Consider the following 14202-nt stretch of genomic DNA (forward strand, 5'->3'; position numbering starts at 1 on the left):
TGATGACTGAGAGATACGGCGGGGACGAGTTCGGGCTGCCCCACCTGGGGCAGGTGTTCCACCACAGTTGGCGGGACGAATGGGCCACCGAGGCACAGGCACTGACGTACTACACCGACGGCATGCCGCCGCACCTGGTCGAGGCACTCCTCATCGACACTCTCCGGGTCGCTGCTCCGGCTGTGCCAGCCTGGGTGTTCGAAACGCTCTGGGCGGTGGGAAGCGAGCGCCGCTTGGAGCTCAGGAACGCGGGGATCGACCCCCACGACTGGCTCCTGGGAGTCGTCCGGCTGTGCCGGGAGCGACTCCGCGCGGAGGGCCTCACTCCTCCAGAGGAGGTACCGGTTAGCCCGTACCAGCACCTGACAGGGGCCGTCCTGGACGAGATCATGATCGTCACTCCAGGCCTCATGGAGCTGGCACAGGACTCGTCATGGAAGTCCATCCCTGGTGTGGTGCCCGCACTCAGCCACGCCGCCGTCCACGCCTGCCCCGACCTGGCGTTCCGCTTCCTCCTACGCGCGCTCACTTACGGCCCGCAAATCACCCGGAAGCAGTATGAGCGGTACGTGGAACTCGGACGGCAATTCGAGTACGGGCAGTTCCTCGTCCCAGGTTACGAGCACCTGATGCGCTGAGACCGTCGACAGTCATCGGGCGCGCAGTGGGTACGGATCACGTACCGACTGCGCGCCCTTGCACTGGGTGCTCAGCTGGTGGGAGCGCCGCCTTCCGGGGCCTTGGCCGGGCCGGGGTGCATGCTGGCTTTGAGTTCGAGATTCGAGCTGGCACTCCCGGTGAATACAAAAAGGTCCAGGTTCTGTTTAAGCGCCCGAAGGGATAAATGATCGTGATGGATGAACGAATCCTTGCCAGACTCAAGGGAATGGCCGAGGAGGGCACCCTCCCTTCGGAAGTGACAAAATGGCTCCTCGGAGAGATTTCAGCCAACTTCACCGATTTCCTTTTCATGCAGTACTTCTTTCGCGCTTTTGAAGTCCCGCTGGTTGACGTACGGGATCTTGAAGAATGGGTCGGCCTCGAAAGGGGTGGGAGCCTTTCGGATTTCGATATCGATAATCTCTTTGGCCCTTTGAAGGCCCGGCCGTAGCGGGAAATAATTCGCGTTCCCGGTCGATCGGCCATAGGAGAGAGCAGATGATCAATATCAAGTACCTCCGGACCGGTCCATACGTGGACCGGGGCCGTGAACACCAGGCGGAAGTGAACCTCGCCCAGGTGAGCCGAAGTGACCTACGCTGGTACTACTTCATGTCCGACCTGTCGTTCACAGTGGACGGGGTCGAACTGGCTCCCCCGTGGTCGTGGACGCCGGTGTTCGACTATCTGTGGTCGATGCACGGGGCGCTGCACTATCTCGAACGTGGTGAGGCCTCGACGATCGGCTCCAACGAGAACGCCGAGTTGATCAAGTTCACACCCGAGGCGGGGAAGATCCGAATCTCGTCCACCTACTCGACGGTGACGGCAATCTGCGAACTCACCGACCTCAGGGACGCGTGGGTTGCCTTCCGCGACGCCGTATTGACCGACCTCGGTCGGGAACACCCGCAGCTGGCGGCCAATCCGGTGCTTGCCGAACTCAGGCTCTAACTAGCCCCAAAACCCGCCAGTGAATGAGCGCGAGCAGAGGCTTCCCGGCTAAGCCTTCATAGCAACGGAGGTCGCATCCGAGTCCGAGGGTGCGGCCTCCGGCACGTCCAGAGTGCGTCAGACGGGTGCAATTCCGCACACGATTCACTCGATAGGCGAGAACGCCGAGATCGGGCCGACTTGTTCGACAACTTGGGGGCTGATCGGTGAGACGCGCCGCCGGCGCACCATAGCATTCCAGTTACGAGCCCGTATCCCCCCTGGTCAGGGGCAGAGGAAGAGCCATGACATTTCCCGCGCGAGTGGACAAGGACGGCGAGAAGTCTCTCGTCCAGCGAACCGTAGCGGTCGAGAAGGACCTCCGGTTCGTCGGTCTGCCCGTCATCCGAGGCGGCGACAGTTGGGCTGGAGCAACGACCGGGGCGTCAACATTCGTCGTCTACTACGACACAAGTGTCGACAGCTCCGGCGGAGTCTTCGCCACCTGGGAGCCAAGCGCGGAGCTCAAGGAACTCTTCATCGACTCCCCGCAGCTTGCCCTTCAGAGGGCAATCCCACTTGGCAGTGCTGCGCTCGAGGCAATGACTGTCGCCCTCGTAGAGGTACTCACCGCCGCAGGTTGGGAAACCGACCGAATGAATGTGGGTTGCCATGAAGCCTCTGTTAGGATTCTTGGCCGGCTGATCACCACGACTTGATCAGCCGCTCTACTGTGGCCGCGCTCCCCATGAGCGCGGCCACAGTGATTGCCAACCCGGTTTCCACAAGGCAACCCTGCCCAGGAAGAGCCGATCGCCGTCCCGGCGATCGCTCGGCGAGCGCCCGGCCTGAGCCCGCCGCGACACGGCCGGGCGGAAGTAGTCCTGGTGGTGCTTACCCCGGCCCCAGAGGACTCCTCCTTACCCGAGCGGGAGTCGGGTTGGCCTGGCAATCCCTCCACGTCGCACAACACTCGCCATGTTGGGGTGCCGCACTCCTCCGGGCCCGTTCGGGCGGGGCGGCCGGGACTTCGTTTTCGGTGGCATGGAGGGATGTGGCGGGGTGTTCGGGGTGTCTACAGCCCTTCCAGGTCCATCCAGGAGATGTCGTTGAGCTCGACGTCGAGGTTGCGGGCGCGGTGGCCGCCGTCCTTGAAGTAGTGCTCGCGCAGGCCTTCGGCGAGGATCCGTTCCTGCTCGGCCTGGCCGGCTCCGGCGTCCCGGGCCTCGTAGAGGCGGCGGGCGACGTCGCCGGGCATCTTCTGGGTGATGGTGCGGGGGCGGGGGTCGTCGGTGGAGCCGGCGGCCGAGCTGAAGCCGAACGTGCCGCTGATGTGCAGCATGAAGCCGTTGGTCTCGGCGGCGCTGCGCACGCGCTGCTTGACCCTGGGCTGCCACTTCGCGCGGACCCGCTCCTCGACCTTCTTCGCGGCGGCGGGCTTCGGGGTGCCCTGGCCCTTGAGCCAGCGCTGCACGGTCCGCTGGGAGACGCCGAGCTCGGCCGCCAGGGCCTTGGTGGAGCCCTTGGCGCCCTTGAGCAGGAACCGCATCCGGGCGGCGGTGGACTGCGGGATCGGGCGGGTGCGCTCGGCGCGCTCCAGGCCCTCGTCGATCTCGCCCAACGTGGGTCTCCTTCCGTGGTGGTGGCGGTGGTGGTGGTGGTGGGGACCGCCCGGCGCCGGGCGGTCGGGTTCAGCGGGTCCAGCCGATGAGGGTGAGGCGGTGGCCGCGGTCTTCGAGGTCGCGGCGGGAGACGGCTTCCTCGCGGGCGGTCACCAGCGGCAGCGCCAGGTCGTCGCCGCCATCGGCGGTCGGGGCGTCGTTCCACACGCCGCCCTGGTCGTCCAGCCACAGGGCGGCGTGGTCCTTGCTCGGCGCGCAGGCCGGCGCCACGATGCCCGCGGTCTGCGCGGCGCGCAGCCAGGCGTCGGCCTGCCCGGTCAGCTCGGCCCGGACCTCCGGCTTCAAGCGGGTCCAGGCGGCCGAACCCGTCCGGGTGTGGTTCCAGTAGGCGGCGGCGAGCTGTTCGGCGCGCGGGTCGTGCTCCATGGGTCCCTCCCGTTGTTCCGGGCCGTCGGTCGGCGGCCCGCTGCTGGTGGTCGTGCGGGCCGGGCCCGCGTGGTGCGGGCCCGGCCGGGAGGGCGTGGGGCTACTCGTCGGCGGAGACGATCCCGCCGGTCTTGATGTGCCGGGCCGGGTTGACGTCGTCGGCGAGCAGCTCGGCGATCTCCTTCATGGGCCTGCTGCCCTCGAACTTCACCAGCCCTGGCGACACCCCGAGGCGCAGGGAGGTGGTGAGGGTGCCGTCCGGTGTGGTGAGGATGTCGAGGGCGCCGGGGCCGGGTGAGGCGAAGACGGCGCAGTCGGAGAGCACGGCGAAGGCGTAGAGGCCGGTGTCGCCGGCCATCTTGCGGAGCTTGCGGTGGAGGTTGACGGTGGCGGTGTCGATGACCAGGGCGCGCATCAGCGGGTCCCAGGTCGGCCGCTCCAGGGCCGCCCAGCGCTCGCCCGGCTTGTAGCCGTGCCCGCGGGGCCTCTCCCGCATCTTGCCGATGGTGCCCTTGGCGGTCTGCTTGATCGCGGTGAGCACCGCGAGCTCGGCTGGGTCGCCCTGCTTGACGGCGGCCATGGCGTCCAGGAACGCGAGCGGGTCGTGGTCGGCGAGGGTGAGCGGGACGCCGAGGGCGGCCATGGTGTCGACGTACGCCGCCCGGAGCCGCTTGTGCCACGGGTCGAGGTAGGGGCTGCTCTCGTGGCGCAGCCAGCCCTCCAGTGGCTGCGGGCGGGCGCCGAGCTCGATGGCGTACGCGACCTTCACCGTGGAGTACCAGGCCGGCCCCGTCGGCCTGGTCCCGTCCGCGGTGAACGGGCTGGGGAGCAGCGGGTTCGTGTCGACGCCGGACAGGTCCACCAGCCACGAGCCGGGGATCTTCGGGTCGAAGACCGGGTTGAGCTCGTGCACCGGGCCGGACAGCGGCAGGACCAGGCGGCCGGCGGCGGCGAGGAACGCGACGTTGACGTCCAGGCCCACCGCCCAGCTGGCGGTCCTCTCGCTGTCGGTCAGATCGCGGTGCCAGTCCCAGGCTTCGGTCACCAGCTCGCCGCCCGGCTCCCGGTCCTGCGCGAGCGGGTGGATGTCCGGGACCTCCGGAGGCGCCGGGTCGAAGGCGTCCTTCGGGCGGGAGCCCTCCACCGGACCGGACGTCCAGCCGGTGTCGGTGCGCACCGCGCGGGTCGGCGGGCGCAGCGCGGTCACCAGCTCCAGGCCGGAGACCGCGGTGGAGCCGCGCGGGGTCAGGACCCGCTTCGCGTAGGTGCCGAGCAGCCGGGCCAGGTCTGCGGCCGCCAGGTCGTCGGGGATCTGCCAGCCGCCGGTGGCGAGCGCGCCCCAGGCCGGGATGCACAGCTGGACGCACTGGCGCTTGCCGTCCTCGGGGGTGCGGTAGATCCGCGCCCACGGGCCCAGGCCCCGCTGGGTGAGCTGCCAGCCGGCCTTCTCGATCGCCTTCACGGCCTTGTGGGTCTTCGGCAGCTGACCGAGGCGCTGGACGAACTCGGTCTTCTCGTCCCGGCCCATCGGGGGCAGGCCGAGCTCGGCGAGGGCTGCGTCGGTGAGGACGACCAGGGCGTCGCCGTCCTTGCCGTGCCGGTGCAGGCGCGGCGAGCCGAGCTTCACCTCCAACGCCCACTCCACGACGGACGCCAGGGTGCGGCCGGAGGGCGCGGTAGGTGCCTGGGTGCCGTCGGCGAGGTAGGCCACCAGCGCCCGGCCGGACGGAGCGACGTCCAACACCGCGAGCGGCCCGGCCGGGAACCGGGCCGACGCGGCCTGCTCCCAGTCGGACGAGCCAGCCTCGGCGGCTGGCTTCTTCGCCGCCGCCGTCTTCCGGGTCCGCGACGGCGCACCGGCGGCAGGACGGGACGAAGGCCTGCGCCGAGCGACAGCGAGCGCGGCCGCGGGGGAGGCCCCGGGAACGGCCGACGCGGCCGGGGCGGCGATGTTCGGGTGGTCGGCGAGGGCCTCCAAGGCGGCCTGCGAAGAACCGGCCGGCTCCACACCGGCACGCCGCTCCACGACCGGGACGGGGCTGGCGTCCGACGCCGCCGCAATGGCGGGGGCGCACCAGCCGCCCGTGTGCATCGGGCGTCCGGCCGAGCGGTACGGCGTCGGACGCCCGCACCGCACACACGGCTGCGGCTGACCTGCGACCAGGTCCCCGGCCTCGTCGCGGTCGAGCTCCACAGCCTGGTCCGCCTGATCGCCGCCGAACGCCGCCGGCACGGGAGCGCTAGGCACTTCTGCCGGGCCGGCCGCCGTCGGCTCACTCACCGGGGCCTGGGCCTGGACGGTGGCGGGGGCGAGACCTGCGGCCTTGGCCCGACGCAGCCACTCGGTGGGCTCGACCGTGCCGTGCCGCAGCGCCAGCGTCGCGAGGAACCGGATGTACACCTCACGCTTGGGCGGCCGGGGGTCGGTCGACCCGGCCTCCCACCGCACGATCGTCTCCCGGCGCGTCTTGAGCGCCTTCGCCAGGTCTTCCTGGGTGCACTCGGCGGCCTTGCGTAGCCGCTCCCGCTCGGCGGGCACCGGCAGGTCGTCAGCCGGTTTCGGCCGTTCCAGCAGCGCGTCGATCGCCGCGAACAGGTCCTCGCTCATCGGTCAGCACCTCCCCTTTCCGACTCCAGTATAGCTTTAAAGTAACTCTTGGATCGCACTTTTGAATGTAACTCACTCGATCGGGTGTGGTGGAGCACCGCAGTTTGCGAATGGAGCAAGTTGGTTTGCGACTCCGTGGTCGCACGAAGAGCCTGGTGAACCTCTGTACGACCGCGAGGGCCCCGTGAGTCAGCTGATCCGCACCTGGTTGAATCGGCGGATGAGTGAGACCTCTGTCGACCTGGGAGTCGTCACCGCGCTGTCCGGTGTGCTGGTACTGGGGATGGCCGGCTCGATCGACCAGTGGCCCGAAACCGGCGATCCGCTGTCCGTGCGGGCGCTGGCCGCGGCAGGGTTCGGGGGCGGCCACCTCCACGAGCCTGCGGACGGGCCCAGTAGCGAGTGGTGGTGCGAGGCGGTCGCGGTACCGGCCGCCACCGACCGGCCACTGAAGGTGCGCGCCGAACCGTGGGTTTCCTATGACGGGCCGGTGATCTCCGTCCTGGAAGTCGACCTCGGCCTACCCTGGCCGAGCAACCGCAGCGGGGAGCCGATCCGGCTCGGCGACCTGCCAATCGACCGGTGTGGCATGGTCCTCGGGGACGCGCGCGCCCTGGACTCGTTCGTCGGACTGAACGGTGAATCCGTCGACGGACTCGCCGACGTCACCTACTGGGGAAAGTACGCGGACGACGCCCACGCTCGTTTCGGCGGCGAACGGACACCCCAGCAAGGCGGCCAGGGTCCCTACGGGCGGCTCGACCTCCCGTTCCGCGAAGCCCACGCGTTCGCCGACCGGATCCGGAGCTGGGGGCCCCGCACCGGTCTGATGGTCTCCGTGGACGCGCACAGCCACTTCCACCTGCTCGACCGGGCCGGTCAGATCCACCCCCTGCTGGCCGGGCAGATCGAGATCGACGGATGCCAGGTCCTGGGCCTGGGCTGGGACCCCGGGGACCATTCCATGCGCCACCGAGGCGAACGAGCCTGGGACAAGGTCTACGCGGTCACCCTGGAACAAGCCGGCACCACCACCCTGCTGCGCTGGACCATCCCCACCGAAGCGGAAGAACCGGACCAAGCCGAAAGCTGACGATGCACCCGGCCGCGCAGTCCAACGGCGGGACGGCTGCCGCACTCGGACGTCCCCGCCTCGCAAGGTGCCATGCTCCGGTTTCGCAAACCACTGAGCCGAGCAAGGCATCGGCACAGCCGAAGTTCACCACCGTCCGGCGTCAGGGGGTGGTGGACGGCCGGGGGTGGCCCTTGCGTACGAACTCCGCGGCGTCCTCGTCCAGCATCGTCAGAGCGCGGGCGCGGCCGAACGCGTCCACCAGCATGACCACGGTGCAGACCGCCATTGGCGTGGACCTGGTCCACGCGGTGGCGGAGGTCCATCACCGCGGCGGCGAGCCCGGTGTCCCCCGCCGCGACCCGGCGCACCGCGGTGGTGACGGCGAACTCCGACTCCGGTGGCGCTAGGGCCGCCACCGCCTCGATCCCGCGCACCAGCATCGACGGCTCCCCCAGCTCGTCGAAGTGCATGTCGTGGTCCAGGACCAGCCAGGCCAGCAAGCGGTCCCGCGCGTCGGCGCCCAGGCCCGCGAGGCAGTCCTCCACCGCGGCGGGGTCGCGGGTGAGGTAGGCCCGCGTCAGATCAGCGGCCTGCCACATCGCGGCTGTCATCTCCCGGTCATCGATATCCGTCACATCGCCGTTCTACCTGCCGGCACCGGCTCCGACAGGGTCTTCTGCCGATTTCACCCCGGCCGAAACCGACCCGGCAGCGCGGTTCGGTCCGGTGCCGAACGGGCCGGGGGCGGGCCCATTCAGCGCCACCGGTAGGAGGCACCGGTCATCGCCGGGAGCGGCAGCGGGCCGCCGGTGGCGGGGCTGGGAAGGGCGGCCTGGTCGAGGGCGGGGCCGATGGCCGGGTAGGGGTGGTGGCCGGCGGCGTGGGTGAGCGGCAGCCACACTACCGGTGTGTTCGGGGTCGTCCTGCCCGGTGGGGGCGACGGTGTGTTGGAGGTGGTCGGGCAGGTGGGCGGTGAATACCAGGTGTCGTCGGCGGAAGATCACGTTCTCGCCCGGCCGCCGCGTCTCCACTGTCCGACCACGACAGCAGCGGTCTCCGTCCACCGCCGTGCTCGCATTCGGGTGTGCCTGAGCTCCGTACAGGTGCCTCTTCCGGTGCGGCGCGCTGGGGCGTTCCGGGGGGCCGGGTAGGCACGGCCGTGTGGCGGACAACGCGAACACCAAGTGGTACGACCGCCGGGTCTGGGTTGCCTTCTGGTACATCCTGGCGCCGATCGCCGCAGTCGCAGCGGTCGGCGTGGCCATCTGGCGGGTGCCGTGGTGGATCGACGATCACCACCTGAACGGGTCCTTGTCTCCGGCCGACGCTGCCACGGTGACGGGAGTGCGGACCGCTCTGCTCGCGACGGCCGCCGCCGGCGTGGCGGCGGTTGGCCTCCTGTTCACCCGCCGGACCCTGCACCAGGTCCGGGAGGGGCAGGTCACCGACCGGTACCTCAGGGCCATCAGCCAGATTGCCTCCGACAAGCCCATGGAACAGCTCGGTGGCATCTATGCCCTGGAGCGGATCATGCGCGACTCGAAGCGGGACCACGCCACTGTCGTGGAGGTCCTCGCGGCGTTCGTCCGCGCGCACGCTCCCACCACACAGCCGTCCGCCCAGGACCGCCTGCGCCGCGGCTCCCAGCGACTGGCTGGGCCACTGCGGCGGTGGCGGCTGCACAAGCGGTTGCACGAGGGTGCGACCCCGGTCGCTGCGCGCCGGCCCCCGGAACCGGTGCAGGCGGCTCTGACCGTGCTCGGCCGACGGCCGCAGAACGACGATGAGCCGTTCTGGATCAACCTCGCCAGGACCGACCTACGCGGCGCGGAGCTGTCCGGGGCCCGGTTGGGCAACGTCGATCTGTACGGAGCCCATCTGCAGGGAGCGAACCTGACCAAGGCCCACCTGGAAGGAGCGAACCTGGTCCATGCCCACCTGGAGGGGGCAATTCTGGCGGAAGCCCATCTGGAGAAGGCGAACATGGTCGTGATCCACCTGGAGGAGGCGAACCTGGTCGGAGCGCACCTGGAGGAGGCGATGCTGATAGCGGCCCACTTGGAGAGGGCGAATCTGGACGGGGCCCATCTGGTCGGGTCCCACCTGGAAATGGCCCACATGGACGGGGCCCGCCTGGAAGGGGCTCGGCTTATCGGGGCCCATCTGGACGGCACTCGGTTAGAGGGGGCCCTTTCCCTGACCGTTGGGCAACTGGTTCTGGCCAGGCCCTGCGAGAGAACGACGTTGCCGGCCGGCCTCGATGCGGATGCTCGGGTGCGGGCGCGAATCACTGAGGTGGGACATGAAGTGGCGCCGTAGGTGATGCCACGGGGAGCTACCGGCCCCGGTTGGTAGTCGGTGGTGTGGCGATGCGCGGGCTGCGAGCGGGGACGGCGGCGGCCCGCGGGCCCGCCCGGCATCCGTCGCGGCTGAGCGGCGGTCAGTGGGTGCATGCCTCCGATGGAGGCGTTGATGACGGCGGGCGGGCAGGCCCGCGGCACGGCGGTGTGGTCGGCGGGCCGCGGCTTGGCTCCTTCGGGTGAATCCCGGTGGTCGGCCGCATGCAGAATCGGTTCGCCTGGAGAACACCCTCCACAGGCGCCCAGGGCCCACCCGGCCCGATCCGGGTGCACCACCGCCCCGCCGCCCGAGGAACCATCGAAGGGACCCACATGCACACCATGCGTGCACGCACCACGATCGCCGCCACCACCATGGCTCTGGCGGCGGTGCTCGCCGGTACTCCCGCCCAGGCCGCCCCAGACACCGGAGTGGCCCCCGCCCAGCACCGGGACAAGATCGCGTGCCCCCGCGGCTTCGTGTGCATCTACCCCGACATCGACTTCGTCGGGCAGCCCTACGTCAAGCGGGCCGTCGACGGGAGCGAGCGACACCTGCCGGACTACATCCGGGGCGCGGGAAGCTCGGTGATCAACAACAGCGGCCGCACCGCGCGCGTCTACCAGAAGGACAACTACTTCGGCCGGCACGTGTGCGTGGGACGCGACGGAGGCACCATCAACGACCTGCGCTCGTACCAGCTCAACGACGTCACGCACTCACTGAAGATCAACGACACCGTCTGCGGCGCCTGACCGGCCCGCACGGGCCCGCACGACATCGCCGGGCCGGCCAGGCGGACGATGCCACGCTCACGGCGGGCGGATGGTGGACCACGACAACCCGGGCCACTTGCGGCTGACAATCCTGTCCGTGCCTGGGGGCGGCCCGAGAGAGCGTCCGCACCGGGCGGTGGTGTTACAGGTTCTGCGAGTAGGCCAGGTGCACGGTGTGGGCGGCGAGCTCCGGGGTGTCGTGCAGTCTCGCCTCCAGCGTGGCCGGGTCTCCGATGAAGTAGTTCTCGCACACCGCCACCCACCCGTCGCCCATGCCGGACAGGCCGCGCTCAACCCAGCCGATTGGGTGGCCCTGGCCGAGCACCAGCAGAACGTCTGGCTTCACCGTCCAGCCGGCGAGCGCCCAGCCGTGGCCGAACACCGCCGGATCGAGCGGGATGTGGGCGTCCATGCTGCGGGGCAGGCCGCGCAGCAGCGGGTCGCGCGGCACCGTCACCGTCCGGTCCGGGGCAGCGGGCTTGGGAGCGTGGGCGCTCTGCTGGGACAGGTGCCGGTCGACCAGGTCGCGCAGCCCCGCGCCGTCGGCCGGGGCCGGGGTTTCTCCCCGGGGCGTAGTGGGCGCGGGTTCGGCCGGTTCTGTGGCGGGTGCTGTTTCGCCCCGGGGTGTTTCGGCGGTCTTCGGGGCAGGTTGTCCCGTTTCCTGGGTTTGGGTCGGGTGCTCGGCGAGCAGCCGCTCGGCCAGGTCGCGGTGGCGCTGCATCACCAGATGGGCGGCGTGGAGGGAGTCGTTCACCGCCTGGCACGCAAGGGCCGGTTCGTCGTCGCGGGCCGCGCGGTCGAGCTGGAGCAGCAGCAGCCGATCGTACCCGTGCAGCTCGGCGCCGAGGGCGAGCAGCTCGGCCGCCACCGGGTCGTCAGCCAGGCCAGCGGGAAGTCCCGTTTCGCCCCGGGGTGTTTCGGCGGCCATCGTGAGGGCTTGGGTCTGCTTCTCTTTCTCCCGCGCGCGGTCCGCTTTCGACGAGCACTTCTTCGAGCAGTACTTCGGCCGCCGGCCCTTGCCCGCCCATGCCAGCTCCGCCCCGCACACCGCGCAGGCCGGACCGCCGAACAGCATCGGCTCGGACACCGCGTTAACCCCCGGGGAGAAACAGCCGGACGGCAGGCTGCTGCGAAGCGCCCCGCCGTACACGCACACCGAGGCTGTCCCCGCTACGCAGCAGGTTGTCCCGCACCACGCACGCGCAGCGGGCGGCGCGCAGCACGGGCGGGCGCTTCTGCTCAGCGCTGCACCGGTGTAGCAAGGCCGCCCCTGCTGCACCGAGGCGTGCTGGCTGCCCCGCGTGCTGCAAGGGTGCCGTTGCTGCACCCGCTGCTGCCCGTGACCGACCGGGCCCCACGGCGGTTGCACCGGCATGACGACCTCTCCGCTGACCGCGCCGCAGCAGCACTCCGATACCCCGGACGAGACCGACGTTCCCGGCGGCGAGGACCAGGCGCAGGGCGCTGCCGAGCTGGCGGTGCTGCAGCGGGCCGCCGGCGCGGGTGAGGCGGCGGCCGGGTGGGTGCGCGAGCTGGCCGGTCGTCAGGGCGAGGAGGAGCACGCCCGGGCGTTGGAGCGGGTGGCCGACGCGGTCGTCCAGGTGAGCGGCCGCGAGATCATCCCCGGCAGCGACGGTCTGCTGGCCGAGGAGCTGCGCTACACGCTGGCGGCGGACGTGGTGCTCGGCGCCTCGCACACCATCGGCTCACTGCCCGAGCTCCACCGGGGGGAGCGGCTCGCCCTGGTGGCGGTGTGCGCGCTCGCTGCGGCGTTCCCGTCCTGCGTGCTCGGCGACCTGGAGCGCGAGCTCACCGTGCTCGCCGGCGAGCTGGCCTGCGTCACCGAGGCCGGCCGTCTCGCCACCGCGGCCGGTGACGCCCGCGTCCTGCCCGTCCGCATGCCCCGGACTCTCGGCCACGAGCACGGCGATCCGCTCGACCGCCTCGCCTACCGGCGCGTCGCCGAGAGCGCGTCCGAGTCCTTCGAGATCGCCCTGCACTACCAGGGCGGCCTCGGCGAGGAAGCGTGCGGGCAGGCCCTGCACAACGCGCTCGCCGCCGCCGGGCCGGGCATCGCGCCCGCTGCCCTGCTGCGGGTGGCCGACGACCCCGCACTCGGTCTGGAAGACGGCCAGTGGGAACACCTGCACCGCATCGCCACCGAACTCAACCTGCGCGTGGTCGAGGACCTGGGCGGCGCGAACGGCAACGGCACCACCGACACCACGCAGCCGCGACCGGCATGACACCGCCTGCGCCCACCCGCCGCGCCCGGCGGGCGCTCGGCCCCGGCGCCGCCCGGGTACTCGCCGACACCGTCCGCGCACCCCGCACCCCGCCACCGTGGTCGCAGGCCGCCGTCGATGCCGCGCTGCGCACCGTGCTGGAGCGGTTCGAGGCGGCGGGCGGGTGGAGGTGTGGCCACCCGACCATGATCCACCCCGGGCCGGGCGGGGCGGATCGGGGGCGTGGAGGCCGGCGAAGTACTCGCGTTACGAAACCCAGGGCTTATCTACTCGGTGCGGTGCAGCCCAAATGCCCAGCTCAGAGACTGGTTTGACCGGGCGTTCGACGTTTGGGAGACTGTTCCCGAACGGGACATCTGCGTCCTGATGCATCTGAGCCTCGTCAATCGACGGGGCTTTTTGCATGCCCGAAAACAACCGCACAGTCCCAGGCCTCCGCCGTCCGGCGGGGGCCTATCGTCGTTTCTGGAGGAAAATCATGGACGCTGCTCTCGTCGTCGCAGCCCTGGTGGTGGTGTTCGCCCTGGGCTCCCTCGTCGTGCTCGCCGCCCTGATCGCCTACATCGTGCGGGTGTGCGTCGCCCGGACCCGGTCCCAGGACATGCCCACCATGGTGGGTCAGTTCACCGGCCTGATCGGCGCCGTGGAGCGCTTCACGCCCCGCTACCAGGGGATGCGCGAGCTCACGGCCCCGCTGCGCGGCCTCCAGCTCGGCCAGCAGAGCAGCGCCACCGCGCCGACGCCCGCACCGCAGGCGGCCCCGGTCATCCCCGGCCAGATCGTCGAACCCGGCACCACCACGACCGCCGCTTCGCCCGCCGGCGGTGCCCAGTGACCCGCCGACGCACCCCCGGCGACCCCACCGCCCGCACCGCCACCACCAACGCGCTGGAACTCAGCGACACGACGGTGCTGACCGCCACGGTCATGGTCGAGCTGGTCGCCACCGTGGAGATGTCGGACCTTCAGGTCCACAGGTGGGCCGGCATGTCGCGGCGCGAGCTGTACGAGGAGTACACCAGGAGGACATCCGAGGCGCGGCGCCCGAGCTCAGCCGTCTCGTCAGAGCTCCATGCCCTGGTCGACGGCCTGCCGCCGGAGATTAAGGCCGCCGTCCGCGCGACGGACCGGAGCATGCTCCGTCCCTGCGAGCAGTGCGAGCAGTCCGTGGTCCCGCCCCCGACCAGGGCCGGCGGGCGGCCGCAGCGCTTCTGCTCGAACGCCTGCCGGCAGAAGGCCTACCGCCAACGGTCCCGGGGCCGGTCGGCCGACTGACTCGGGCCCCGCACCGGGCCACGGAGACCCGGTCGGCGGGTGGCGGCCGCACCCCGATGGTGACCGCCACCCGCCGACCGGGCCCCCGGCGGCGGTACCGGCCGGGAGGGACTCTGCGACGGCGTGGCGTCACGACACCATGACGCCGCAGCACGGGGGAGTCCCAGATGACGACCCATGTGCAGCAGACCGGGTCCCGGGCGCGGGACCGGGGGAGGCAGTGGTGCGGCGGCCGGTGACC

Annotated in this window: 17 protein-coding genes; 11 read left to right on the forward strand and 6 right to left on the reverse strand. The window is 70.8% G+C overall.

Annotated elements, in window-relative coordinates:
* Nucleotides 1-2 precede the first annotated feature (2 nt).
* The 4 genes from PUR61_RS05140 to PUR61_RS05155 all read left to right on the forward strand — a co-directional run bounded on the left by PUR61_RS05140 (nt 3) and on the right by PUR61_RS05155 (nt 2312).
* Nucleotides 3-638, forward strand: coding sequence for a hypothetical protein (locus PUR61_RS05140; RefSeq protein WP_329876050.1), 636 nt, complete (start codon nt 3-5; stop codon nt 636-638).
* A 206-nt stretch (nt 639-844) separates the two neighbouring features.
* A complete protein-coding gene (locus tag PUR61_RS05145; protein ID WP_329876052.1) occupies nt 845-1111 on the forward strand; it encodes a hypothetical protein in 267 nt (88 codons plus the stop codon).
* A gap of 47 nt (nt 1112-1158) precedes the next feature.
* Nucleotides 1159-1614, forward strand: a complete 456-nt coding sequence (locus PUR61_RS05150) for a hypothetical protein (protein ID WP_329876054.1) — start codon at nt 1159-1161, stop codon at nt 1612-1614.
* 284 nt (nt 1615-1898) lie between these two features.
* On the forward strand, nt 1899-2312 hold the full coding sequence (locus PUR61_RS05155) for a hypothetical protein (RefSeq protein ID WP_329876056.1): 414 nt from the start codon (nt 1899-1901) through the stop codon (nt 2310-2312).
* Between the two features lie 356 nt (nt 2313-2668).
* Here PUR61_RS05155 and tpg read toward each other — a convergent pair whose 3' ends face one another.
* The 3 genes from tpg to tap all read right to left on the reverse strand — a co-directional run bounded on the left by tpg (nt 2669) and on the right by tap (nt 6249).
* Nucleotides 2669-3214: a telomere-protecting terminal protein Tpg gene (gene tpg, locus PUR61_RS05160; RefSeq protein ID WP_329876058.1), complete on the reverse strand. Its 546-nt coding sequence runs from the start codon at nt 3212-3214 to the stop codon at nt 2669-2671.
* Between the two features lie 70 nt (nt 3215-3284).
* Entirely contained in the window at nt 3285-3641 is a 357-nt protein-coding gene (locus PUR61_RS05165) for a hypothetical protein (RefSeq protein WP_329876060.1), read from the reverse strand.
* Between the two features lie 100 nt (nt 3642-3741).
* Nucleotides 3742-6249 carry a telomere-associated protein Tap gene (gene tap / locus PUR61_RS05170; protein ID WP_329876062.1) on the reverse strand — a complete coding sequence of 836 codons (2508 nt, stop codon included), beginning with the start codon at nt 6247-6249 and terminating at the stop codon, nt 3742-3744.
* 220 nt (nt 6250-6469) lie between these two features.
* Between tap and PUR61_RS05175 the strand changes: the two genes are divergently transcribed.
* Entirely contained in the window at nt 6470-7342 is an 873-nt protein-coding gene (locus PUR61_RS05175; protein ID WP_329876064.1) for a hypothetical protein, read from the forward strand.
* Nucleotides 7343-7484: 142 nt separating this feature from the next.
* On the opposite strand, the gene PUR61_RS05180 is transcribed toward PUR61_RS05175, so the two are convergent.
* Nucleotides 7485-7610, reverse strand: coding sequence for a hypothetical protein (locus tag PUR61_RS05180; protein ID WP_329876066.1), 126 nt, complete (start codon nt 7608-7610; stop codon nt 7485-7487).
* On the opposite strand from PUR61_RS05180, the gene PUR61_RS05185 reads away from it, so the two are divergent.
* Nucleotides 7597-7731: a hypothetical protein gene (locus PUR61_RS05185; protein ID WP_329876068.1), complete on the forward strand. Its 135-nt coding sequence runs from the start codon at nt 7597-7599 to the stop codon at nt 7729-7731. The two genes, PUR61_RS05180 and PUR61_RS05185, sit on opposite strands and share 14 nt — an antisense overlap.
* Nucleotides 7732-8078: 347 nt before the next feature.
* Here PUR61_RS05185 and PUR61_RS05190 read toward each other — a convergent pair whose 3' ends face one another.
* Entirely contained in the window at nt 8079-8225 is a 147-nt protein-coding gene (locus tag PUR61_RS05190; RefSeq protein WP_329876070.1) for a hypothetical protein, read from the reverse strand.
* A gap of 260 nt (nt 8226-8485) precedes the next feature.
* Between PUR61_RS05190 and PUR61_RS05195 the strand changes: the two genes are divergently transcribed.
* Nucleotides 8486-9643: a pentapeptide repeat-containing protein gene (locus PUR61_RS05195; RefSeq protein ID WP_329876072.1), complete on the forward strand. Its 1158-nt coding sequence runs from the start codon at nt 8486-8488 to the stop codon at nt 9641-9643.
* 353 nt (nt 9644-9996) lie between these two features.
* Entirely contained in the window at nt 9997-10419 is a 423-nt protein-coding gene (locus tag PUR61_RS05200; protein WP_329876074.1) for a peptidase inhibitor family I36 protein, read from the forward strand.
* Between the two features lie 163 nt (nt 10420-10582).
* Here PUR61_RS05200 and PUR61_RS05205 read toward each other — a convergent pair whose 3' ends face one another.
* Nucleotides 10583-11527: a hypothetical protein gene (locus PUR61_RS05205; protein ID WP_329876077.1), complete on the reverse strand. Its 945-nt coding sequence runs from the start codon at nt 11525-11527 to the stop codon at nt 10583-10585.
* A 286-nt stretch (nt 11528-11813) separates the two neighbouring features.
* Between PUR61_RS05205 and PUR61_RS05210 the strand changes: the two genes are divergently transcribed.
* The 3 genes from PUR61_RS05210 to PUR61_RS05220 all read left to right on the forward strand — a co-directional run bounded on the left by PUR61_RS05210 (nt 11814) and on the right by PUR61_RS05220 (nt 13961).
* Entirely contained in the window at nt 11814-12686 is an 873-nt protein-coding gene (locus PUR61_RS05210; RefSeq protein ID WP_329876079.1) for a hypothetical protein, read from the forward strand.
* Nucleotides 12687-13164: 478 nt separating this feature from the next.
* Nucleotides 13165-13521: a hypothetical protein gene (locus PUR61_RS05215; protein ID WP_329876081.1), complete on the forward strand. Its 357-nt coding sequence runs from the start codon at nt 13165-13167 to the stop codon at nt 13519-13521.
* The gene (locus tag PUR61_RS05220; RefSeq protein WP_329876083.1) at nt 13518-13961 is read left to right on the forward strand and encodes a hypothetical protein; all 444 of its coding nucleotides are present in this window, start codon (nt 13518-13520) and stop codon (nt 13959-13961) included. Before PUR61_RS05215 ends, PUR61_RS05220 begins: the two co-directional genes overlap by 4 nt.
* Nucleotides 13962-14202 lie beyond the last annotated feature (241 nt).

It is taken from the genome of Streptomyces sp. BE20, assembly GCF_036322525.1.
Lineage (GTDB): Bacteria > Actinomycetota > Actinomycetes > Streptomycetales > Streptomycetaceae > Kitasatospora.